The following is a 20,894-nucleotide window of genomic DNA, read 5'->3' on the forward strand; positions in this document are numbered from 1 at the left end:
CCATGCACGTCCTGATCCTGGGCGGGTCGCCGCGCCATTTCGGCGGGGTGGAAACCTTCTGCAGCCGCGCGATCGCCGCGCTGGGCGAACACGCGCCTGACATCGATGCCCGGCACGGCGGCACCTACACCGCGTATCTGCGCCCCCGGACGCTGCCCCAGATGGTGCGCGGCATGGTCGACGTGGTGCGTTTCCGGGCGGAGGGCGGCGGGCTGGTCTGGCTGCAATGGGTCAACCTGCCCGACCTCGCCTACATCCTGCTCGCCCGCATGCTGGGCCTGCGGGTGCTGGTGACGCCGCATCTGGGCAGCAATTGGCGGTCGCAGCGCAGCGGCCTGCTGCGTGGGCTCAGCCGCTGGTTGCTGGGCCGGGCACATGCCATCGCCCTGCTCGCGCCCACGCAGGCCGAGGAAGTGGCCCTGCCGGCGAACGTGGCGCAGACGGCGATCACCACTTTCCTGCCGGCCGCGATCCTGGCGCCCATGGCGACCCCCACGCATGACGGGCCGCTGCGACTGCTGCATGCCGCGCGCCTGTCACGCGAAAAGGGATCGTTCCGCGCGGTCGAGGTCGCCGCCGGGCTGAAGGAGCGCAGGGTGCCCTTCACGCTGGAGATCGCCGGCAGCGCGGACGAGAACACCTTTGCCGCCCTGCGCCGGTCGATCGCCGAAGCCGGGCTGGAGGCGGAGGTCACGCTGACCGGCTGGATCGATCCCGACCGGCTGAGTGACCGGCTGCGCCAGTCGGACGTGCTGGTGCATCTGTCCACCATCGATTCCTACCCCCTGATCGTGCTGGAGGCGCTGGCCTGCGGCATGTTCCCGCTGGTGCTGGACCTGGCCGGCGCGCGCGACATCGTCGGCCGGTTCGACGGCGTCGTCGTGCCGCAGGACGATGCGGTGCCCGGCGCGGTCGACGCACTGGCCGCGACTTCGACGGAGGAACTGCGCGCGCGCGGACGGGCGCAGATGCAGCCGCTGCGCGACCGGCTGGGCTGGCCCGCGGCGACGGCGCAACTGGCCGGGTCACTGCGCGAAACGGCCAGGGCCGCGCCGCAGCGCCTGCCCGCACCGTCACGCGCCTGAACACACGCGATCATGAGCGGAACGCCGGCATCCATCCGGCAGCACGAGCAGGCAGAAGAGGTTCATGCCGTCGATGACTAAGCTGGTTCACCTGCAAAGCCTGCGCGCGGTTGCCGCGTCCGCCGTGGTGGCGACGCATGCGCTGGAATATCCCGTGCGGCGCGGGCTGCTGGATCCCGACGCCTACCGCCTCGCCTGGGCAGTGGGCTGGTTGGGCGTCGCCGTGTTCTTCGTCATCAGCGGCCTAATCATGTGGGGCAGCGCGGCGGGCCAGTTCGGTTCGGCCGAGTCCGCCCGCCGCTTCGCCACCCGGCGGATCGTGCGCGTGGTGCCGATGTACTGGCTGGCGACGATCCCCTTCGCGTTCGCCTTGCTGGCCCGGGGCGAGGCGCTGACCACCGACATGCTGGTGCGATCGCTGCTCTTCATCCCCTATGCGGCCCCCGGCATGGAGGCGGCGCGCCCGATCGTGGGCCAGGGCTGGACGCTGAATTACGAGATGCTGTTCTATGGCGTGTTCACGCTGGCGCTGCTGTGTCGCCCGCGTGTCGGCCTTGCGCTGGTGCTGGGCACCTTCCCGATGCTGGTGGCGGTGCGGTCGTTTGTCTGGCCGTTGATCCCCTACGCCGATCCGGTCAGCCCGCTGCCGTTCTGGACCGATCCGATCACGCTGCTGTTCGTTGCCGGCGTGCTGCTGGGCCTCGCCCGCCAGCATGCCGCCCGCTGGCACACGGTACCGCATCCCGCGGCCGCGAGCATCGCGGTACTGGCGGGCGCCGTGGCGCTGTTCCTGGCGAGCGGCGCGAGTTTTCCGTTGCAGATCGGCTGGCAGGCGCTGTTCGCCATCGCCGCGGTCGCATGCGTCTGGCTGTGCTCCAGCACTGCGGGCCATCGCTGGCCGCGCGTCGGAACCGGGGCGGAAGCGCTGGGGGATGCTTCCTACAGCACGTACCTGTTCCACCCGCTGATGCTGATGGTGATGTATGCGGTGTGGGAACGCACCCCGCTTGCCGCCCTTCCGCCCGTAATCGGCACGGCGCTGTTCGTGGCGGCGGCGCTGGTCGCGTGCAATATCGGCGGCTGGGTGATCTTCCGCACGGTGGAACGCCCGCTGACCCGCAAGCTGGCCGATCTTACCGGCCGGCGCCGCCCCGTCCTGCCGGTCGCGGCTTAGGCGCGGGGACTAGCTGCGCCGCGCCGCCAGCCAGCGCCGGGCATACAGCCAGGTCCACGCCAGGTAGACCGCCGCGCCCGCGACCACGCCGGCGATCGACCACAGCGTGCCGGCAGTCACCAGCAGCAGCGTCACCGCCGCCACGCTGGCGATGCCTGACCAGACGCTCGCCATCGCCAGGTCGCGGAACTCGCCCGCCGCCTGCAGCAGGGTCGATTCGGGCGTCTGCAGCAGCCGCAGCAGCGCGAACAAGGCCCACAACGCGGACGCCCCCATCAGGAAGTCGAGCGGGTAGGCCGGCGGGAACAGCAGCCGGGGCGCCGCCACGAACAGCAGCACGCCCGCCGCCACTGTACCCGCCCACAGCGCCAGCAGCGCCAGCCGGAACACCAGCAGCGACCGGCCGAGCGATGCGGGCGTCGCGCCCGAGCCGATCGCCCGCGCCAATTGCGGCCGCTCGAAATCGGTGAGCGCGTTCTGCGCCACGTTGACTGGGCGCAGCAGCAGCGCGCTCGCCGCGATCGGCGCATAGGCGGCGGCGCCGGCCAGCGCCGCCACCAGGTAGACATGCGCATTGGCGGTCGCCTCCGTCGTGCCCACGCCAAGCAGCGCCCAGCGCGACTGCCCCTGCCAGATCGGGCGGTAACGGCCGAGCAGCCCGCCCTCTCCCCAGCGCAATTGGCTGAGGTAATGGGTGCCGAACGGCAGCAGGCCGGCGACGGCGCCGGTCAGCAGCGCCAGGTAGCAGGCGAGCTCCAGATCGAGGCCAAGCCCCCAGCCCGCGCCCAGCAGCGCGACGCCGACACTGGCGCTGTAGGCGAGGTCGGACGCGACCGTGCGCAATTGCTGCCCATGGACATAGGCAAAGGCGCGGCCGAACCAGCGCAGCAGCGATACCCCGCCGAACAAGGCGAAGATCGCGGCGGCGGCCGGCGGCAGGTCCAACGCCCAGCCCAGGCCCGCGAACACCGGCACCGCCGCCAGCGCGCCGCGGGCGTTGCCCTGCAGCAACGTCGCCTCCCCCGATGCGCGCGCGGCCGGGTCGTCCTGCGTCAGGAACACGGGCAATGGCGCGCACAGCAAGGCGGACCAGATGCCCCAACCCAGTTGCACCACGACCAACAGAGCGGAAAAGCTGCCAAAGGCGGCGGGGGACAACAGCTGCAACAGTGCCAGTGACAGCCCGAAATGCGTCACCGCCACCGCGACCGGCCCCGCCGCCGCCAGGGCATAACGGACGGGCTTCAGATCCAGCCAGTGCTTCACGCCGGACGCGGGTCCGTGGCGGGCGGCGCGGTCCGCGCGCGGCGCCGGTAGGATGCCGGTCGCTCCTCCGCATGCGGGCGGGTGAGCTGGCGGATGCAGGCGATCGCCAGCAGGATCGCCACCTGCCCCGGGTGATCGGGGACCAGGATGCTGGACTCGGTTAGGTTATGGCACAGCGCGAAGACCAGCAGGGCCAGGCACAGGCCTGCCAGGGTCCGGTCGCGGGCCGGGCTCAGCAGCAATCGGCCGATCGGCAGGACGAACAGCACCAGCAGGGCCAGCACCGCCCCGACAATGCCGATCTCCATCAGCAGGTCGAGATAGCCGTTATGCCCTTCCGCGATCATCCGGGTGATCCATGGGGAACTGGTGTAATCGTAGATGGGCGAGGTCGGCCCCACGTTCCAAACCGAGCCGTAGCCGGCGCCAAGCCACGGACGATCCCCGATCGCGGCGACCAGCACCCGCCAGATCTGGATGCGGCCGGTGAAGGCGGACAGGCTGCTGTCGAGCTCATCCAGCCATGGCGGCACAAGGTACCAGGCGGCCAGGGTCACGGCCACCAGGACGATTGCCAGCGCCGGCAGCAGCAATGGGCGCAGCTGCGGACGGTAGAGCTGGAACAGCGCCCCCGCCAAAAGGCCCACGCCGACCAGCGCGATCGAGGTCTTCGACCGGGTGCCCAGCAGGAACACGGCGGCGAGCACGATGAAGCCGAAGCGCAGCAGCAGGCCCAGGCGCCCCACGCCGAAGCACAGCAACAGCAGCGTGGTGGCGGTCAGCAGGCCCGCGCCGTTCTTTTCCGGCATGACCCCGCGCCACGCGCCGACGATCGAGTCGTCCAGGATCGCACCGCGCAGCCGGTGGATCGCGCCGGGATGGACCGCCACCGCCGCCAGGTTCGCCAGTAGCAGGCCAAGCGCGACATACAGCACCACCGCCAGCGCGCGATCCGGGCCGAGATCATCAACGGTGCGATGGACCAGCCACACGACCACAATGGCGAGAATCAGCCGCCGCACACCCACCTGCGGCGCGACCGACCAGGTCATGCTGGCCGCGCACCAGGCGAGCAGCAGGAGCAGCGGCACGCCCATCGCCAGCAGCCGGTCCGGCTTGTTGAGAGGGTCGGCGCACACCAGCATGATGGCGACGCCCGCCAGGTAGAGCAGCTGCCGCGTGGTGTTCCCCGCGCCGGTGAAGTCGCCGACGAACAGGACGTCGCCCGGCAGCAGGTTCAGTCGGGTGGCGCTGATGAACATGATCCCGCCCAGCACCAGCATGGCCAGGAACTGCCGCAGATCCTGCGGCTGGAGGCGGCGCCAGGCGCGCAGGTCGGGTCCGTGCATAGCCATCGCGCGTAGCACCGGGGCGCGGGAGCGACAATCTGCCGCCACCGCCCCCAATGGACCTGTCTCGTTCTCAGCCGAGCAGCAGGTCGCCCGCGCCAAGCTGCAGATTGGCCTCCAGCTGTGCGACGGCCACGCCGGCGGCGCCGCCCGGCCCGTCACTGTCGAACAGCACCAGCCCGCTCGCGGCATCGTAGACCAGGCCAGAATTGCCCGCCATCCGCGCCTCGCCCGATCCCAGTTCCAGCACCAGCTTGTCCTGCCCGGCCTTGAACCCGATGACCGTCAGGATGTCGTCCGCGCCGAAATCGGTCACATGGAAGATGTCGGTGCCGTGGCTGGCAGTCACGGTATCGCGGCCGCCGCCGGTGAACAGCTCGTTATGGCCCACGCCCAGTTGCAGCGTATCGTCGCCGCCGGTCCCATGATAGGTGCGGCCGGTCAGATGCCAGCGTGCATCGTAATCGGCCTGTACGGTGATGCCGTCATCCTGCACCCAGCGCTGCACCGCGCCCAGGTGCTGGCCCGCGCCGTCGAAGCTGCGCACGGTCAGCACGCCCGTGCGATCCACCTCGCTCAATTGATAGCCGGTCAGCTTGCCGTCGGCATCCAGCTGGTCGATCCGGGCAACGAAGCTGCCGGACCGCGTCGTCACGGTGCTGCCGGTCAGCGCGCCTGCCGCGTCATAGGCATGAACGGTGGTGACATCGCCGCGCACCAGTTCGACCGTGCGGCCGGTCACCTGCCATTGCCGGTCGTAGACCAGCGATTCCTTGCTGTCGTCGCCGTGCCAGATCTCCCGCGCATAGCTGGTGAGCGTGGCGGTCGCGTCATAGGCGGCCAGCGCCAGTCCATCCGCCTGCACGAAGGATGCGTCCCAGCCGATCTGCACGCCGCCCGCGGTGAAGTGCTTGGTGAAGACGTGCCCCTCGGGCGCGGTGCTGATGATGTCCCAGCCGGTCAGTACCCCGCCCAGGTCGTAATGCCGGATCAGCGGGTCGCCGACCGCATCCTTGCCCTCGCTGATATAGCCGGTGACGAGGCCGAAGGCGTCATGCACGGCCACCATCGCGCTCGTGTCCTCGCCCGCGCCATCATCGGGTCGCGCCGGCTCCACCACCTCCAGCACATGCGCGCCGGTCCCGTCGATCCGCGTGGTGGTCTGCACGCCGGCATCATCGGCGGCAGTCATCTTCACGTCGAAGCCGCTGATCGTGACCTCGCCCGCACCGCCGATGATCTCCGCCCCGAAATGCACGGAGGCGAGCCATTCATCGGGGCTGACGATGCCCAGCTCGCCAAGCCGGGCAAACAGGTCGAGCAGGTCGATCTCGCCCGCCAGCACCGTTTCGCCCAGGATCACCGCGGTGTAGACATCCATGTTCCAAATTTCGGCCGTGACGCCCTGGTATTCCCAGGTGCCGACCTTTTCGCCCCACGGCTGATGCTCGTGCGCGTGGGTCCAGATCATGATCTCGTTGGTGACGTTGCCCGGCCCGCCATTGGGCACATCGGTCAGCCAGATGTCGTAGGCGACGTTGAAGCTGCCGGTGCTGCCCGCGATGCTGGTGTCCCAGCTGGTGGTCAGCGCACTGACGTCGGACAGCTGCACGGGGAAGGTGCGGGTCGTGTCCGCCGCATTGATCGTGTCGCCCCATGGCGCCGCGCCGAAGAACAGTTCGGGATAGCCGCGCACGGGGGCATAGGGATCGGTGGTTGTGGGGAAGTCCCACCGGAACGTCGTCGCCTTGGCGAAGTCGTTCTTGTCGTAAGTGCTGTCGATGAAGAAATCGACGCCTTCCTTCAGCTCGCCCGCGCCCCAGGCATTGTTGTGGACGTACAGGCCGTTCATCGCGACCGTGGCGATCCCGTCCATCAGCGTCAGCCCGGCGGGTGCCGGGGTGCCCACGCTGGAATAGCCGAAATCGGCCGCCTGCAGCCCGACCAGGGTGACATCCGCCAACGTCAGCCGCTCCCCACCGCCGAGGTCGATCACCAGGTTCGCGCCGTCCTGGCGGGCCTTGCCCGCGATGTCGGCGAAGCTGGCGAAGGAATAGCCTTCCAGCCGGATCGTGTCGAAGCCGCTGACGAAGCCGATCAGCGTGTCGCTGCCATTGCCGCGCTCCACCACGAAGACGTCCGCGCTGGCGCCGCCATACAGCACGTCATCGCCGCCCTTGCCGTTCACCGTCGTCATGACGCCACCGGCCTGGATCAGGTTGGCGGAGCTGTTGCCGGTCGCTGCGACGCCCGCCCAGCTCAGCATGTACATCGCCTCGAACCCTTCGGGCATGATGTACGCGCCCCAATATCCGACATGGAGCGTGTCGTAACCTTCGCCGGCCTGCTCCACGACTTGGGCCGTGGGCGACCACAGGTAATAGGTGTCGTTACCCAACCCGCCGATGGTCAGCGTATTGTCGCCGGCGTGAAACAGGTTGTCGCCGTCCGTACCGCGAATTACCTCGACCATAATTAGCGCTCCGAAATTGCCTCCGCTTTCTCGGTTGTTACCGGCGCGTGAGTATGCGCCGGGTGACCAGCGTCGGTTAACCGCGTTTCATTATGATTAGTGATTTGTATCTACTTGGAGAACGGACGTAGGGGCTTTCCCCTAATCAACAATGTTGTCCAGACGACTGTCGGATGGACAACAATCCGTATTTTCTGTTTAATAATGCGCCAGCAGGTCGTCCGCGATGACGTTCCAGTCCAGCTGCTCCGCAGCCGTGCGTGCCGCGCCCGCCTGCAGGGTCCGGCGCAGTTGCGAATCGCCTGCCAGCCGCGCCAGCGCGCCGGCCAGCGCATCCACGTCGCCCGGCGGGACCAGCAGCCCGTTCACCCCGTCCTGGACCGTGTCGGGGATGCCGCCCACGGCCGAGGCCACGGCGAAGCGGCCGTTGGCCATCGCCGCCGCCAGCACCCCGCTCTGCGTGGCGCTGTGATAGGGCAGCACCAGGCAGTCCGCCGCCCCGATCCGTTCCACAAGGTCGGCGGAGGTAATGTAGCCGCGCCGGACGGTGACTTGCGGCAAGGCGGCGAAATCGTCGCCCAGCCGGTCCAGTTCCGGGCCGGAGCCTGCCAGTTCCAGCGCGATGGGCACACCGTCCGCCACCAGCCGGCGCATGGCCGCCAACAGCACGTCCAGCCCCTTGTACGCCTCCATCCGGCCGAACATCAGCACGCGGAAATCGGTCGGGGGCGGCACCGGCGGCCCGGCCAGGATGGTGCCGTGGACGGTGAGCTGCACCCGATTGTCCCGGTGCGGCGGCGGCAGGTATTCCGCCAGGTACTGCGCCCGGCACAGTCCGCCATGCACGAACAGCACCTGCGCCCGTGCGCGGGCGAAGCGGCGCACCGGCGCCAGCCGCGCAGCGATCTTCGCATCCCGGCCGCTGTGCGGGACAGCATCGTGGATGGTCATCGCCGTGCGGCAGAACGGGCGCGCCGCAACCAGCGTCACCGCCGCCATGACCGCCTTCACCAGACCGGAGGGTTCCTGCCAGTGCAGCACGTCCGGGCGAAAGCGCGCGATCGCCTGCATCAGCCCGGGCAGTTCCGCCGGGCGGAAGTCGCAATGGCGCAGCGTCACGCAGGGGGCGTCGGGCTGCGGCCGGTCGGCGAAGTCCGCCCCCAGCCGCGCGGTGTCGATCACCAGCAGCACCTTGGCCCGACGCGCCAGCGCGCGCGCGAGCAGGAAGGCGTATTCTTCGAAATGCGGGGCGACCATCACGATCCGCTGCGTGTCATTCATCGTGCTGCTGCCCCGGTCCGTTGATGCGATAAACTGATGCGGCACTCCGCCGCCATGCTCAAGAGGGCGGCTCGAGCGGGCCGGAGACGAGGTTGGTGCGCGCGGCCACCGGCGGGTTGCGCCGCATCAGCCACATCGTCGGCACCTCCACCAGCCGCCATGTCGCGATGGCCGCGCCGCAGCATGCAACCAGCGTGACCGCACCATAGAAGAGCAGGCCGGCCATACCGGTCCAGCCCGTCACCTGCCATGCGCGGGTCGCGGCGGACAGGACGATGGGATGGGTCAGGTACAGGGAATACGACACCGTCCCCAGCAGCAGCGGCAGTCGCCACCGCGGCAGTCGCTCGCGCGCTTCCAGCGCCAGCGTCCCGGTCATGATCGCGGTCGCGGGCAGGCCCCAATAGAGGAACCTGCCGCCGACCGCTTCCGGCAGGATCAGCATCGTCGCCAGGCCGGCGACCACCAGCAGGGCGGCGACCGGCGGGGCGATGCGCGCCAGCCACCCGGTGCGCGTCCACATCCAGCCCAGCAGGACGCCGCAGCCGAATTCCAGCACCAGCGGCGCGGTGTAGAAGGCCAGCGCCGACAAGGGCGCCGTATCGACCATCCGGCCCAGCGCGACCGCCGCCAGCAGCGCCGCCGCCACCGCCAGTGCCCGCCCCCGCCCCGACAGCGGCAAAGCCAGCGCGAACAGCAAGTAGAACGCCATTTCGTAATTCAGCGTCCAGCCGGGCACCACCAGCGGATACAGCCCCGGCACCGTCGGGTTGGGCCACGGCACGAACAGCAGCGATGCGATCAGGTGGACATCATCCAGCCGGCTGGTCCGCAGCAGGCCAGGGGCGATCAGCGCCACCGCCGCGGTGAACAAGGTCACCGCCCAGTACAACGGCACCACGCGCACGATCCGGCGGAACATGAACCGCCCCGGCGTCTGCGGCCGCCCGTCCGTGGTGATCCACATGATCGCGCCGCTTATGACGAAGAAGATGTCCACGCCGCCCGCCAGTCCAACCGGCAAAGACGGTGTGACGCCGAATGCCGGCACCTGCAGGTCCAGGTGGAACACCACCACCATCAGCGCCGCCAGTGCCCGCAGATATTGTATTCCGACCAGTTCGCCCCCGCCGGCCCGCTTCGTGCGCATCAGAACCCCTCTTCCATCGGCATGGCGGCAATGCGGGTAGCTTACCAGTGATTAAGAAGATGTCGCCTATGACGATGCCCCGAAATGGGGCGCTGCGCCGCCCAATTCGCCGGGCAGCCGCTTGGGCAGAACCTTGCCTCGCCCGTGTGCCAGGACTACGGCTTAGGTCACAAGAGAGTGGGGATTCTAATTGTGCGCTTGCTGATCTGCATGCTGGCCCTGCTGGTCGGCGCCTGCGCTTCCGTCGACACTGCGACCATCGCTAGCGGACCGCGCTATACCGATCAGCAGATGGACGAGAACTACCCGTTGGGCGTGGGCGACAAGGTTCGCCTGACCGTCTACCGGGAAGAGAACCTGTCGGGCGAATTCCCCGTCGGCCCGGCCGGCACGATCTCCGTGCCGCTGATCGGCACGGTGCCGGTGACCGGCGAAAGCGCGGATGCGGTCGCGGAAGCGATCCGGATGCGCCTTGCCGACGGCTACCTCAAGGATCCGCGCGTCAATGTGGAGCTGGTGCAGCTGCGCCCCTATTTCATCCTGGGCGAGGTGAGCGATCCTGGCCGCTATGAATATGCCTCCGGCCTGACGGCGCTGAACGCCATCGCCACCGCCGGAGGCTTCACCCCCCGGTCGGAGAAGCGCGTCCTGTATATCCGGGCGGCCGGGACCGAAGGGGAACAGGCCTATCGCCTGACCGCGGACTTGCGCATCCGGCCGGGTGACACGCTGCGCGTCGGCGAGCGGCTGTTCTGACATCATGCCGCGCCTGTCAGGTCCGCGAAAGCCTGCCCTTGTCGCGGCACTGCTGGCCGGGTGCGCCCTCCAGCCCGGTACGGCGTACGGGCAGATTGCGGTGCCGGGGCAGGACGGCATCCTGATCCAGCCGGTGCTGCCGTTCGATTACGACCAGGACCGCAACACCTCCCTGCGGCAGCAGATCCAGCTCGATTATGGCGGCATCGGCCTGCGCAGCGGCACGGTGCTGATCTCCCCACGCGTCACGGTGGGCGGGGGCGCATCGGATAACCCGCTGCTGTTGCCCGGCGACAATCCGGGCGATGTCTATGGCCGGGTGACCTCCGCCGTGGATGTACGCAGCGACTGGGCCCGCCACCGGATCGGCCTGTCCGGCAGCGCCGTGCTGACCCGCTTTGCCGAGGTCGAGCGGCTGAACCGTACCGAGTGGGACCTGGGCGCCGATGGCCGCCTGGACGTGGGCGATTATGCCAGCGTCACGGCGGAGGCGCGGCTGTCCCGCGTGCAGGAGGATCCGTTCGTCAGCGGGCTTGATTCATCCGTCGCCATCCTTTCCCGCTACCGCCGGGCGTTCGGCGCGCTGCGCGGCACCCGGCAGTTCGGCCGCACCCGGATCACCGCCACCGCCGCCATCGAGGATTTCACCTTTGCCGACCTGACCCAGTCGGACGGCACGGTCATCAGCCAGGATGCGCGCGACCGGCACGAACAGACCTACGCCGCGCAGCTCGAATACGCCTTCTCCCCCGGTCTCGTCGCTTATGCGCAGGGCAGCTATCGGGCGACCGGCTTCGACCTGCCGGGCACGCCGCTCCGCCCCGTGCGCGACGGATCGGGCTGGCGCCTGCTGGCAGGGGCCAATGCCGACCTGCCCGGCCGCCTGCGGGGCACGCTGGCCGCCGGCTTTACCCGCCGCACCTTCAACGATCCGCAGTTCCAGCCTGTTTCCGGCTTCTCCGCGCAAGGGGAGGTCACCTGGTTCGCCAACCCGCTGACCAACGTGACCCTGTCAGCCCGTCGGCTGCTGCAGGAACCGCCGTTGGCCGGCGGCGACATCTTCTTCGAGAACAGCGCCCGGCTGACGCTGGAACGCCGCGCGCGCCGCGCCCTGCTGCTGGGGCTCAGCGGCTATCTGGGGCAGGTGGACTATGTCCGCTCCCCCGTGTCGTTCAACGTGCGGCAGGCCACCGCCAGCGCCGAATATTTCGCCCCCCGCTGGTTCGACGTGCGGCTCTCCGCCAGCTGGACGCGGCGTGAGGGATCGCAGGCGACGATCAACGCCGACATGCGCGAACTCGCCGCAAACCTGACCCTCACCTTCCATCCTTGAGGCATTCCATGGCCACGCAGAGCATCGACAATACCGCAGCGGAGCGCCCCCGGCGCGGCGGCGGGCGCACGGTCGCCGGAGTGATCGGTGGCCTGGGCAGCGCGCTGCGCCGGCGCTGGCGGCTGGTGCTGGGGGTCGCGGCGGCGATCTTCATCGCCGCGCTGGTGGCGATCACACTGATGCGGTCCGACTACCAGGCCACCGCGCGCATCCGCGTCGACCCGACGCTGAACCCCATGGAACAGGAAGGCGCACAGAGCCTGCTGAACGCGGAAGCGATCGAGACGGAGACCGGCCTCATGTCCTCCCGCGCGCTGGCGGAGGCGGTGGTGCGCGACCTGGAGCTGTACCGCGATCCCGAATTCGCCGGCGACGATGCGCTGCAGGCGGGGGAGCCTTCCGCCGACCTCGTGTCCCGCACTGTCAATGCGGTGCGTCGCAAAACCGCGATCGGCCGCGACCAGCTGTCCTACATCATCTCGCTGTCCTTCACCGCGAAGGATGCAGAAAAGGCGGCGCGCATCGCCAACGCCATGGTCGAGACCTATATCGACTTGCGCGTGCAATCGAGCAGCGGATCGTCCGAACGGCAGGCGGAATTCTTCCGGGCGCGCCTGGGTGAGCTGGCGGGACAGGTGAACGCGGCCGAATCGCGCCTGGCCGATTACCGGGCCAGCACCGGCCTGCCGCAGACCAGCGAGATCGGGACCGTCGCCGACCAGCAGATCGCCACCTTGTCGGGCCAGCTCGCCGCGGCAGAGGCGGATGCCGCCGCCGCGCGCAGCAATGCCTCTGTCGCCAGCCAGCAATTGTCCGGCGGCAATGTCGATGCGGTCGCCGCGGTGCAGGGCTCCAACGTGATCCGCGACCTGCGCGCCCAGCGCGCGACGATCCTGCGAGAACGCGACGAGATCGAGACCCGGTACGACAGCCGCCATCCGGAGGCGATCCGCGTGCGCGACCAGCTGGCGGGCATCGACCGGCAGATCCTGGACGAAGGGCAGCGCGTTGTAACCTCGTTGCAGGCGCAGGCGCGTGCCGCCGATGCGGAAGTCGGCGCCTTGCGTTCGCGGATGGGCGCGCTGGAAGGGCAGCGCGCCAGCAACACCCGCAACACCGCGGATGCGGAACGGCTGGAGCGGGACGCGGCCAGTGCCCGCGCACAATATGACCGCATGAACGAGCTGTCGCTGGAAAGCACCCAGTCCACTGGCGCCGCTATCGCGCAGGTGGAGGTGGTGGATTCCGCGCAGCCGCCGGTCAGCGCCGATGGCCCGCCCCGTTCCGTCCTGCTGGCGCTTGCCGCGATCGTCGCGCTGGCGGGCGGCATCGGCAGCGCCTTGGCGGTGGAGATGGCGCAAGGGGGCCTGCGCACGACCGGCGACATGGAGGAGGTGCTGGGCCTCCGCCTGCTCGCCTCCCTCCCCTTCGTCGGCAAGCGCCCCGGCCGCTGGCACCAGCGCACCGGCCCCGATCCGGCCGACACCATCTCCGCCGGCACGGCGACCCTGTATACGGAGGCGGTGCGGAACCTGCGCGCCTCCATCTCCCGCGCCGGGGGCGGCCGCGGCAAGGTCGTCGGCTTCACCTCCGCCATCCCGGGGGAGGCCAAGACGGAGACGGCGCTGTCCTATGCCAGGCTGCTGGCGGTCAATTCGGCATCCGTGCTGCTGATCGACTGCGACCTGCGCAATGGCCGCCTGTCCCGCCGCCTGCCGCACCGGCCGGAACACGGCCTGGTGGAGCTGCTGAACGGGGAGGCGACGTTCGACGGGATCGTGTCGGCCGACAAGGGCTCCGACCTTGCGATCCTGCCCGTCGCCGCGGCGCACTTCACCTCGCAGGACCTGTTCGACGGTGACGCCATGGAGCAGCTGCTGACCTTGGCGCGCCAGCGCTACGACTATGTCGTGCTGGACCTGCCGCCGGTGCTGGCCGTGGCCGATGCGCGCACCATTGCCCGCCATGCGGACGGCGTGTGCGTGGTGATCCGCTGGGGCCATACCAAGCCGGCCGCGACCATGCAGGCGGTCGACCAGTTGCACGATGACGGCGTAAACGTACTGGGCGGCGCCTTCACCATGGTCGATCCCGATGCGGAGGTGATGGCCGGCGGCTATTTCACCGGCGCGCTCTACCGCCGCTACTTCGCCTGAGCCGGTGACGCCCCGATCAGGCGGGGCGCCACCAGCAGCTTGAACAGCACGAACACGATGCCGGACGCCGCGGCGAAGCCGGCGTGGAGCAGCCAGAAGCGTTCCACCGGCATCGTTTCGAACCAGGTGCCGACGCGCCCGACCAGCGCATTGCCGCTGAAGAAGGCGAGGTAGTACAGCCCGATCACCGTGGCGTTCAACGCCGCCGGGGCCAGCCGCGCGAACAGCGCCAGGCTGACGGGCAGCAGGTGCGCGAACCCGATCGAGTTCACCAGGTGGAACGCGACCGGCCAGGCGAGGCCGATCTTCTCCCCCGCGGGCGTGGTCGCCGCCGCCGCCCACAGGCACAGCATGCCCCCGATCGAGAAGGCCGAGCCGATGATCATCTTGGTCAACTCGTCCGGTTCCCGCCGGGTGCGACCCCACCAGCGCCAGAACAGCGCCACGAGGGCGAGGAAGCTGACCGACACGATCGCGTCCAGCGTCACCAGCCAGGTGGTCGGCAGCCGGGTGCCGAAGAAGGTAAGATCGAAGTCGCGGTCGCCCCAGATCAGGTAGGCGTTGAAGATTTGGTTGTTGGGCACGATCGCCACCGCCATCACCGGGATCAGCAGCAGCACCGCCAGCAGCGCGGGCCAGTCGGCACGCGTCAGCCGGGCCGGGCCGTCGCCATCGCTCTCCTGCGCGGTGGTCGCGTCGCGGCCGCGCTGGGGGGCGAAGTGCTCCACCGGCAGGTACTTCTGCCCGGCGACATAGATGGCGAGGCCGATCAGCATGCCGACGCCCGCCGCGCCAAAGCCCCAGTGCCAGCCGACCGTCTCCCCCAGCGTGCCCACCACCAGCGGCGAGGCGATGACGCCCGCATTGATGCCGAGATAGAAGATCTGGAACGCATCCGCGCGCCGGAGATCACCCGGCTGGTACAGCGCGCCCACCTGGCTGGCGATGTTCCCCTTGAACAGCCCGCAACCGATGACAAGGCAGGCGAGCGCGAACAGGAAGGTCAGTTCGAACGCCATCAGGAAGTGCCCGGCCGCCATGATGATCGCGCCCGCCAGCACCGTGCGGCGCTTCCCCAGCACCCGGTCGGCCAGCAACCCGCCCAGGATCGGGGTGAGATAGACGCTGGCCGCATAGGTGCCGAAGATGGCGGAGGCGAGCGCCTGCCCCTCCAGCCCGCCATACAGCCGCTGGAACGGCTCGAACAACGCCACATTCTCCCGATGCCCGGGCAGCAGCAGCTCCTTCGTCATGTACAGCACCAGCAGAGCCTGCATGCCGTAGTAGGAGAACCGCTCCCACGCCTCGGTGAAGGCGAGATAGGCGAGGCCCTTGGGATGGCCGAGGAAGGCGCGGTCGGCATGGTCCGCGATGGAAAGGTCGGGCGTGGCTTCGACTGTGGTCATGCGGGGTATTGAGGCAGATCGGGGCGTGTGGCGCAAGGTGCAGACCGCCCCGCCAAGTCTGGAAGTTTACACTAAGTTGACACCTACCACGGCCCGGTTTTTTGTTCAGGAAACGGGCGGGATGGGGCGCGCGGGTGGGAATGGAGAGGCATGGCAGATGCGAACGGTGTAGGACAGCGCAGGCGTTGACGCGAAGGCTGGTCGCTCCCCTTCGGGCATGCCGCAAACGCCCCGTTAGCGGACCTTCAATCCTCCCCATGAGCAGCATGGGGAGGATCAAGACGCCGCGGCTACAAAGCAATCACCGCGATTAGTCGTGACCCCGGATGAAGTTTGGGACGACGATGGAGGTAAGCGGAGCGCCCCTCAATCCTCCGCAAAGGGGTTCTTCGGGCTGCGCAGCGACAGGCGCACGGGCACCGCGCCAAAGCCCAGTTCCTTGCGGATGCCGTTCACGAGGTAGCGTTCGTAGCTCGTCGGCAGCTCGGAGAGCCTTGTGCCAAAGATCACGAAGCGCGGTGGGCGGGTGCCGACCTGGGTGATGTAGCGCAGCTTGATCCGCTTGCCGCCGGGCGCGGGCGGCGGGTTCGCCTCCATCGCGGCGTCGAACCAGCGGTTGAGCCCGGCGGTGGAGACGCGCCGGCTCCAGTCCTCGCGCACCTTGAAGGCGGCCTGCAGCAGCTGGTCGGTGCCCTTGCCCGTCATCGCGCTGACGGCCACCAACGGCACGCCGCGCAATTGTGCGAGGCCTTCCTCCAGCGCGGCGCGGATGCCGTTGAACAGGCCGCTCGCATCCTCCGCGATGTCCCACTTGTTGATGGCGACGATCAGCGCGCGGCCTTCCTCGATCACCATGCTGGCGATCTTCAGGTCCTGCACCTCGAGGCCCCTGGTCGCATCGAGCAGCAGGACCACGACCTCCGCGAAATCGACCGCGCGGCGGGCATCGGCGACGCTCAGCTTCTCCAGCTTGTCGTCGACCTTGGCCTTCTTGCGCATGCCGGCGGTGTCGACCAGCTTGACCTGGCGCGTCACGCCGGCGGCGCGGTCGTGCCATTGCCAGTCGACCGCGATGGAATCGCGGGTGATGCCCGCCTCCGGCCCGGTCAGCAGGCGATCTTCACCCAGCAGCCGGTTGATCAGCGTGCTCTTGCCCGCGTTGGGCCGGCCCACGATGGCGAGCTGCAGCGGAGCGGCGGGATCGGCGTCCTCGCCCGGCTCGGCAAGGTCGGGCGCCTCCCACCCTTCCACGATGGGCTGCAGCGCCTCGAACAGGTCGGCGACGCCTTCGCCGTGTTCGGCCGAAAGCGGCACGGGTTCGCCCAGGCCCAGCGAATAGGCTTCGAGGATGCCGTTATCGCCGCTGCGCCCCTCCGCCTTGTTGGCGACGAGCACCACCGGCACGCTCTGTTCGCGCAGCCAGCGGGCGATCTCCTCGTCCAGCGGGGTCACGCCCACGCGTGCATCGATCACGAACATGGCGCCCTGCGCGCCCTTCAGGCTGACCTCCGTCTGCGCGCGCATCCGGCCGGGCAGCGATGCCTCGTCCTCATCCTCCCACCCGGCGGTGTCGACCGCCTGGAACTTCAGGCCCAGCAGGGTGACATCGCCCAGCCGCCGGTCGCGCGTGACGCCGGGCTGGTCGTCGACCAGCGCCAGCTTCTTGCCGACCAGGCGGTTGAACAGGGTGGACTTGCCGACATTGGGTCGGCCGATGATCACCACTTGCGGCAGGGGCTTGGACATGGGCCTGCCGTGGAACCTCACCCGCCGCTTGGCAAGCGAAAGGCGGCTCTCACCATTCGCCGGTGTTGGGCATGGAGGCCCACGGTTCGGCCGGCGCCAGGTGCTCGCCTTCCTGCAGGATCTCGATGGAGATGCCGTCGGGCGTGCGGGCAAAGGCCATGTGCCCATCGCGCGGGGGGCGGTTGATCGTGTGGCCGGCGTCCATCAGGCGCTGGCATGTCTCGTACACATTCGCGACGCGATAGGCGAGATGGCCGAAATTGCGCCCGCCGGTGTACTGCTCCGCCGGGCTGCCGTCCTCCGGCGGCCAGTTGTAGGTGAGTTCCACCTCCGCCACGTCCTTCTGCCCGGGCGCCGCCAGGAAGATCAGCGTGAAGCGGCCCTTCTCGCTTTCGGTGCGCTTCACCTCCTCGAGGCCCAGCAGGTTGAAGAAGGCGATCGTCGCGTCGGGATCGGTGACGCGGATCATGGTGTGGAGGTATCGAACCATGGGCGGGGCTCCTGTGGGGGCAGAGGGGTTGTTCGGCCCGCCAGATAGGGCGCCCCGTCCCCCGTGCCAACGAAAAGGCCCGCGCCAGATGCCCGGCGCGGGCCTTTCCCCCCTCTAGCTCGTGCGCCGGGTCAGAAGCCGGCGGATACCGAGAACACGACCTGCGCGCCCGCGATGTTGCTGCCGTCTTCCGTGTTGGAGAAATTGGGCAGCAGGTAATCGTAATCGTCATACTGAAGGTTGGTGTCGGTGTAGGCGACACCCAGCGTCAGCGGGCCGACCGCGGCGTCGAGGCCCAGCATCCAGTCGATGTATTCGCCGGTCGGCGCCACGCTGGTGCCGTTGGGGCCAAGGCCGGGATTGCCGTTGGAATAGCCAGCATGGGCCTTCGCCGTGAACGGCGAGTTGGGGATGCCGGTGGAAAGGTCGGTCCAGATGTAGAGGTTATCCTCCTTCTGGCCGCGGCTGTACGGCGTGGCGGAGAAGTTGCCCAGCGCCTCCTGCTTGGGGGCATAGGCGACACCCACCAGGGCGGAGACCGGACCATAGTCGGTCGACAGCTTGACGTAGGGTTCGGCGAAGTCGGTGTCGTCGGCGCCGCCCGGATACATGTACCAGGTCAGGCCCGCGTCCAGCGTCACGCCGCTGTCGCCCAGCGGCACGGCGTAGCCGGCGAACAGGTCCAGTTCCATGTTGGCGCCGCCGAACGTGCCCCAGCCCGCCAGGTTGGACGCCCAGGTGCCGACATAGGCGCCGGACGCATGCGCCACGGTGATGCCGCCCTGCACCGCCATGTTCTCGTCCGTCTGCGACACGCCGCGGAAGCGGTAGTCGGAGACCAAAGCGACGGAACCGCTGACGGTCAGGTCGCTCGGCGGATCGACGGCATCCTGCGCGTGAGCGGGCAGCGCCACCAGCGCGGTCGCGGCGAGGAAGGTGGAAGCGGCGAGGCCGCGAAGAAACATGGACATGTAATGGATCCCTCTGATCAGATGATCGAACGGCTCCATCCTGCGCGACGCCGATCCGCTTTCTGTCCGGTGACGAAGCGGTATCCGATGTCGTGAGAGCAATCTGCGCGGTTTTGCCGCACTGCACAAGCGGGGTTCGTGCTGCGGCGCAGAATTCGTGCGCAGACTGTGTTGGCGTTGCAACAATCATTGATGATTTTGCAACTACCACGTTGCTAGTCCGTTCAGCCGCCAGCAGCTAGACACGACCGCAGCCATGTTCGCATCCCTGAAGCAGATCTTCGCCCGTCCCGCTCCGGCCGACCTGCCCGCCATTCCAGCGGGCCAGCGGGTCTATGCCATCGGCGACGTCCATGGCCGGCTCGACCTGCTGGACGCGCTGCTGGCGACCATCGCGGCGGACGAGGCCGGATCCGCGCCGGCGGAGACCACGCTGGTGTTCCTGGGCGACCTGATCGACCGCGGCCCCGACAGTGCCGGGGTGATCGCCCGCGTGCGCGACCTGCAGCGTCGGCGCGACGTGCGCGTGCTGGGCGGCAATCACGAGGAGATGTTCCTCGCCAGCCTGCAGGATACGGAGGTGTTCCGCTCCCTGCTGAAGTTCGGCGGCAAGGAAACCGCGTGGAGCTTCGGCGTGGACCACGCGGCGTTCCGGGCGGCGGAGATGGAGGAGGCGCAGGCGATGGTGCGGGCGGCGGTGCCGGCCGACGTGGTCGCGTGGCTGCAGGCGCTGGAGGACATGGTGGCGATCGGCGACTACCTGTTCGTCCATGCCGGCATCAATCCGGCGGTGCCGCTGGCGGAACAGTCGCCGCGCGACCTGCGCTGGATCCGCGAACCTTTCCTGTCGTACGCTGCCGCGCACCCGCTGATGGTGGTTCACGGCCATACGATCAGCGAAGAGCCGGAGGAGCGGGCCAACCGGATCGGAATCGATACCGGCGCCTACCGTACCGGCCGGTTAACGGCGCTGAGGTTAGAGGGGTCGGACCGCCGGTTCCTGCAAGCGAGCGAGCAAACGATCGGCGATACAGCGGTCGTATCAGTCGCACCATGAGGCAAATAAAGGAGATACGCTCCCTTATCGGGACAACGTCCAGTTGTGGGACGTCGCGTTTCCAGTCTCCCTGATTGAGCAGTTTTGCCTCCTGCGCCACCCCGCGCGTCAGTATCAACGACGACCTGGGGGATTTTTCCGATGTTCTGGTTCCTTGACCGTGACCTGACGCTGAACACCAGCTGCGACTGGCAGATCCTGATCGGCTTGAACGGCAATGATCGCCTGTCCAGCAAGCACAACAACACCACGCTGATCGGCAATGGCGGCAACGACACCCTGACCACCGACATGATCCGCGGCTTCAACTACACCCGCGACGTGCGCGGCGCGCAGTTCGGCGGCAGCGGCAACGACAAGCTGTTCTTCCAGTCGGCCACCGCGTCCAAGTATGTCGGCGTGGTGCAGGACGGTGGTTCGGGTGACGACCTGATCGAATCCTATACCTACCTGCTCGGCAACGGCACGCTCCAGTGCGAGAAGTCGCTGATGGAAACCTGCGTTTCCGGCGACAGCGGCAACGATGTGATCAAGATCGAGGCCACGCTGCAGAAGGCCGACGGCCATATCAGCAACAAGGCGTTCGGCGGCAGTGGCAATGACAGCATCTACCTGTCGGCCGACACGCTGGACAGCGTCGCCGGCTCCACCGGCAAGAACTACGCCGAGGGCGGCACGGGCAACGACACCATGGTCGCGCGCGGTTATGGCTCCACGCAGGACAGCCTCGTGAACGTGCTGTACGGCGAGAGCGGCCACGACACGCTGACCGCCTACATCTTCAACAAGATGGGCGCGAGCCTGCTGTATGGCGGCGAAGGCGACGACACGCTGAGCACGTTCGGCGGCAAGGGCAACAAGCTGTTCGGCGGCAGCGGCAACGACAAGCTGATCGGCGGCGAAGGCGACGACATCCTGATCGGCGGCACCGGCAACGACACCATGAGCACCGGCGAGGGCCTGGACCTGGTCGTGTTCGGCTGCAATTCGGGCCAGGACGTGCTGACCCAGTTCTGCATCTACCGCGACAAGATCGTGTTCGAGGACGGCCAGAGCTTCAAGTCGCTGTCCGTGGGCGCGGAAGGCACCACGCTGTTCTTCAACGACGGCAGCAGCGTGCTGGTCATGGGTGAGTTCACCACCGACCTGACCGCCTACTTCGGCTGATCCGCCAGCGGCCGCAGAGCCGCACGGATACCAT

16 protein-coding genes are annotated in these 20,894 nt (G+C 68.5%); 7 read left to right on the forward strand and 9 right to left on the reverse strand.

Translation table 11 applies throughout. From position 1 onward, the window contains the following. The first annotated feature begins 2 nt into the window (after nucleotides 1-2). Nucleotides 3-1,085 carry a glycosyltransferase family 4 protein gene (locus V5740_RS09250; RefSeq protein ID WP_347302198.1) on the forward strand — a complete coding sequence of 361 codons (1,083 nt, stop codon included), beginning with the start codon at nucleotides 3-5 and terminating at the stop codon, nucleotides 1,083-1,085. Nucleotides 1,086-1,158: 73 nt separating this feature from the next. Further along, nucleotides 1,159-2,259 (forward strand): acyltransferase, encoded by a 1,101-nt coding sequence (locus tag V5740_RS09255; RefSeq protein WP_347302199.1) that lies wholly within the window; start codon nucleotides 1,159-1,161, stop codon nucleotides 2,257-2,259. 9 nt (nucleotides 2,260-2,268) lie between these two features. Here the strand turns inward: V5740_RS09255 and V5740_RS09260 are convergent, their stop codons facing one another. From V5740_RS09260 to V5740_RS09280, 5 genes are all read right to left on the reverse strand, one after another. Further along, nucleotides 2,269-3,525, reverse strand: a complete 1,257-nt coding sequence (locus V5740_RS09260; RefSeq protein WP_347302200.1) for a hypothetical protein — start codon at nucleotides 3,523-3,525, stop codon at nucleotides 2,269-2,271. After that, on the reverse strand, nucleotides 3,522-4,874 hold the full coding sequence (locus V5740_RS09265; RefSeq protein ID WP_347302201.1) for an O-antigen ligase family protein: 1,353 nt from the start codon (nucleotides 4,872-4,874) through the stop codon (nucleotides 3,522-3,524). Before V5740_RS09265 ends, V5740_RS09260 begins: the two co-directional genes overlap by 4 nt. A 73-nt stretch (nucleotides 4,875-4,947) precedes the next feature. Continuing rightward, nucleotides 4,948-7,347, reverse strand: coding sequence for a hypothetical protein (locus tag V5740_RS09270; protein ID WP_347302202.1), 2,400 nt, complete (start codon nucleotides 7,345-7,347; stop codon nucleotides 4,948-4,950). Between the two features lie 198 nt (nucleotides 7,348-7,545). Next, nucleotides 7,546-8,628 (reverse strand): glycosyltransferase family 4 protein, encoded by a 1,083-nt coding sequence (locus V5740_RS09275; protein WP_347302203.1) that lies wholly within the window; start codon nucleotides 8,626-8,628, stop codon nucleotides 7,546-7,548. A gap of 58 nt (nucleotides 8,629-8,686) precedes the next feature. Then, nucleotides 8,687-9,778: an acyltransferase gene (locus tag V5740_RS09280; protein ID WP_347302204.1), complete on the reverse strand. Its 1,092-nt coding sequence runs from the start codon at nucleotides 9,776-9,778 to the stop codon at nucleotides 8,687-8,689. 192 nt (nucleotides 9,779-9,970) lie between these two features. On the opposite strand from V5740_RS09280, the gene V5740_RS09285 reads away from it, so the two are divergent. The 3 genes from V5740_RS09285 to V5740_RS09295 are packed head-to-tail and all read left to right on the forward strand — an operon-like array spanning nucleotide 9,971 to nucleotide 14,023. Further along, entirely contained in the window at nucleotides 9,971-10,534 is a 564-nt protein-coding gene (locus V5740_RS09285; protein ID WP_347302205.1) for a polysaccharide biosynthesis/export family protein, read from the forward strand. Nucleotides 10,535-10,538: 4 nt separating this feature from the next. After that, entirely contained in the window at nucleotides 10,539-11,867 is a 1,329-nt protein-coding gene (locus tag V5740_RS09290) for an outer membrane beta-barrel protein (protein WP_347302206.1), read from the forward strand. A gap of 8 nt (nucleotides 11,868-11,875) precedes the next feature. Next, nucleotides 11,876-14,023 carry an AAA family ATPase gene (locus V5740_RS09295; RefSeq protein WP_347302207.1) on the forward strand — a complete coding sequence of 716 codons (2,148 nt, stop codon included), beginning with the start codon at nucleotides 11,876-11,878 and terminating at the stop codon, nucleotides 14,021-14,023. Here the strand turns inward: V5740_RS09295 and V5740_RS09300 are convergent. From V5740_RS09300 to V5740_RS09315, 4 genes are all read right to left on the reverse strand, one after another. Next, nucleotides 14,011-15,429 (reverse strand): peptide MFS transporter, encoded by a 1,419-nt coding sequence (locus tag V5740_RS09300; RefSeq protein WP_347302208.1) that lies wholly within the window; start codon nucleotides 15,427-15,429, stop codon nucleotides 14,011-14,013. The genes V5740_RS09295 and V5740_RS09300 overlap by 13 nt on opposite strands. Nucleotides 15,430-15,795: 366 nt before the next feature. Continuing rightward, nucleotides 15,796-17,175 (reverse strand): ribosome biogenesis GTPase Der, encoded by a 1,380-nt coding sequence (gene der, locus V5740_RS09305; protein WP_347302209.1) that lies wholly within the window; start codon nucleotides 17,173-17,175, stop codon nucleotides 15,796-15,798. Nucleotides 17,176-17,224: 49 nt separating this feature from the next. Next, nucleotides 17,225-17,665, reverse strand: coding sequence for a VOC family protein (locus tag V5740_RS09310; protein ID WP_347302210.1), 441 nt, complete (start codon nucleotides 17,663-17,665; stop codon nucleotides 17,225-17,227). Between the two features lie 131 nt (nucleotides 17,666-17,796). Then, the gene (locus V5740_RS09315) at nucleotides 17,797-18,630 is read right to left on the reverse strand and encodes a TorF family putative porin (RefSeq protein ID WP_347304489.1); all 834 of its coding nucleotides are present in this window, start codon (nucleotides 18,628-18,630) and stop codon (nucleotides 17,797-17,799) included. A gap of 262 nt (nucleotides 18,631-18,892) precedes the next feature. Here V5740_RS09315 and V5740_RS09320 point away from each other — a divergent pair, with 262 nt between their 5' ends. Together V5740_RS09320 and V5740_RS09325 are read left to right on the forward strand one after the other, a co-directional pair. After that, nucleotides 18,893-19,693 carry a metallophosphoesterase family protein gene (locus V5740_RS09320; RefSeq protein WP_347302211.1) on the forward strand — a complete coding sequence of 267 codons (801 nt, stop codon included), beginning with the start codon at nucleotides 18,893-18,895 and terminating at the stop codon, nucleotides 19,691-19,693. A gap of 141 nt (nucleotides 19,694-19,834) precedes the next feature. Next, nucleotides 19,835-20,860 carry a calcium-binding protein gene (locus tag V5740_RS09325; protein ID WP_347302212.1) on the forward strand — a complete coding sequence of 342 codons (1,026 nt, stop codon included), beginning with the start codon at nucleotides 19,835-19,837 and terminating at the stop codon, nucleotides 20,858-20,860. The last annotated feature ends 34 nt before the right edge of the window (nucleotides 20,861-20,894 follow it).

The sequence above is a fragment of the Croceibacterium sp. TMG7-5b_MA50 genome, from assembly GCF_039830145.1.
Taxonomy (GTDB): Bacteria; Pseudomonadota; Alphaproteobacteria; order Sphingomonadales; family Sphingomonadaceae; genus Croceibacterium.

What these genes read in the sequence shown, in the direction of transcription:
- V5740_RS09250 (WP_347302198.1), top strand. Translation starts at nt 3, where the DNA reads ATGCACGTCCTGATCCTGGGCGGGTCGCCGCGCCATTTCGGCGGGGTG.
- V5740_RS09255 (WP_347302199.1), top strand. Translation starts at nt 1,159, where the DNA reads ATGACTAAGCTGGTTCACCTGCAAAGCCTGCGCGCGGTTGCCGCGTCC.
- V5740_RS09265 (WP_347302201.1), bottom strand. Translation starts at nt 4,874, where the DNA reads ATGCACGGACCCGACCTGCGCGCCTGGCGCCGCCTCCAGCCGCAGGAT.
- V5740_RS09270 (WP_347302202.1), bottom strand. Translation starts at nt 7,347, where the DNA reads ATGGTCGAGGTAATTCGCGGTACGGACGGCGACAACCTGTTTCACGCC.
- V5740_RS09275 (WP_347302203.1), bottom strand. Translation starts at nt 8,628, where the DNA reads ATGAATGACACGCAGCGGATCGTGATGGTCGCCCCGCATTTCGAAGAA.
- V5740_RS09280 (WP_347302204.1), bottom strand. Translation starts at nt 9,778, where the DNA reads ATGCGCACGAAGCGGGCCGGCGGGGGCGAACTGGTCGGAATACAATAT.
- V5740_RS09290 (WP_347302206.1), top strand. Translation starts at nt 10,539, where the DNA reads ATGCCGCGCCTGTCAGGTCCGCGAAAGCCTGCCCTTGTCGCGGCACTG.
- V5740_RS09295 (WP_347302207.1), top strand. Translation starts at nt 11,876, where the DNA reads ATGGCCACGCAGAGCATCGACAATACCGCAGCGGAGCGCCCCCGGCGC.
- V5740_RS09300 (WP_347302208.1), bottom strand. Translation starts at nt 15,429, where the DNA reads ATGACCACAGTCGAAGCCACGCCCGACCTTTCCATCGCGGACCATGCC.
- der (WP_347302209.1), bottom strand. Translation starts at nt 17,175, where the DNA reads ATGTCCAAGCCCCTGCCGCAAGTGGTGATCATCGGCCGACCCAATGTC.
- V5740_RS09310 (WP_347302210.1), bottom strand. Translation starts at nt 17,665, where the DNA reads ATGGTTCGATACCTCCACACCATGATCCGCGTCACCGATCCCGACGCG.
- V5740_RS09315 (WP_347304489.1), bottom strand. Translation starts at nt 18,630, where the DNA reads ATGTTTCTTCGCGGCCTCGCCGCTTCCACCTTCCTCGCCGCGACCGCG.
- V5740_RS09320 (WP_347302211.1), top strand. Translation starts at nt 18,893, where the DNA reads ATGTTCGCATCCCTGAAGCAGATCTTCGCCCGTCCCGCTCCGGCCGAC.
- V5740_RS09325 (WP_347302212.1), top strand. Translation starts at nt 19,835, where the DNA reads ATGTTCTGGTTCCTTGACCGTGACCTGACGCTGAACACCAGCTGCGAC.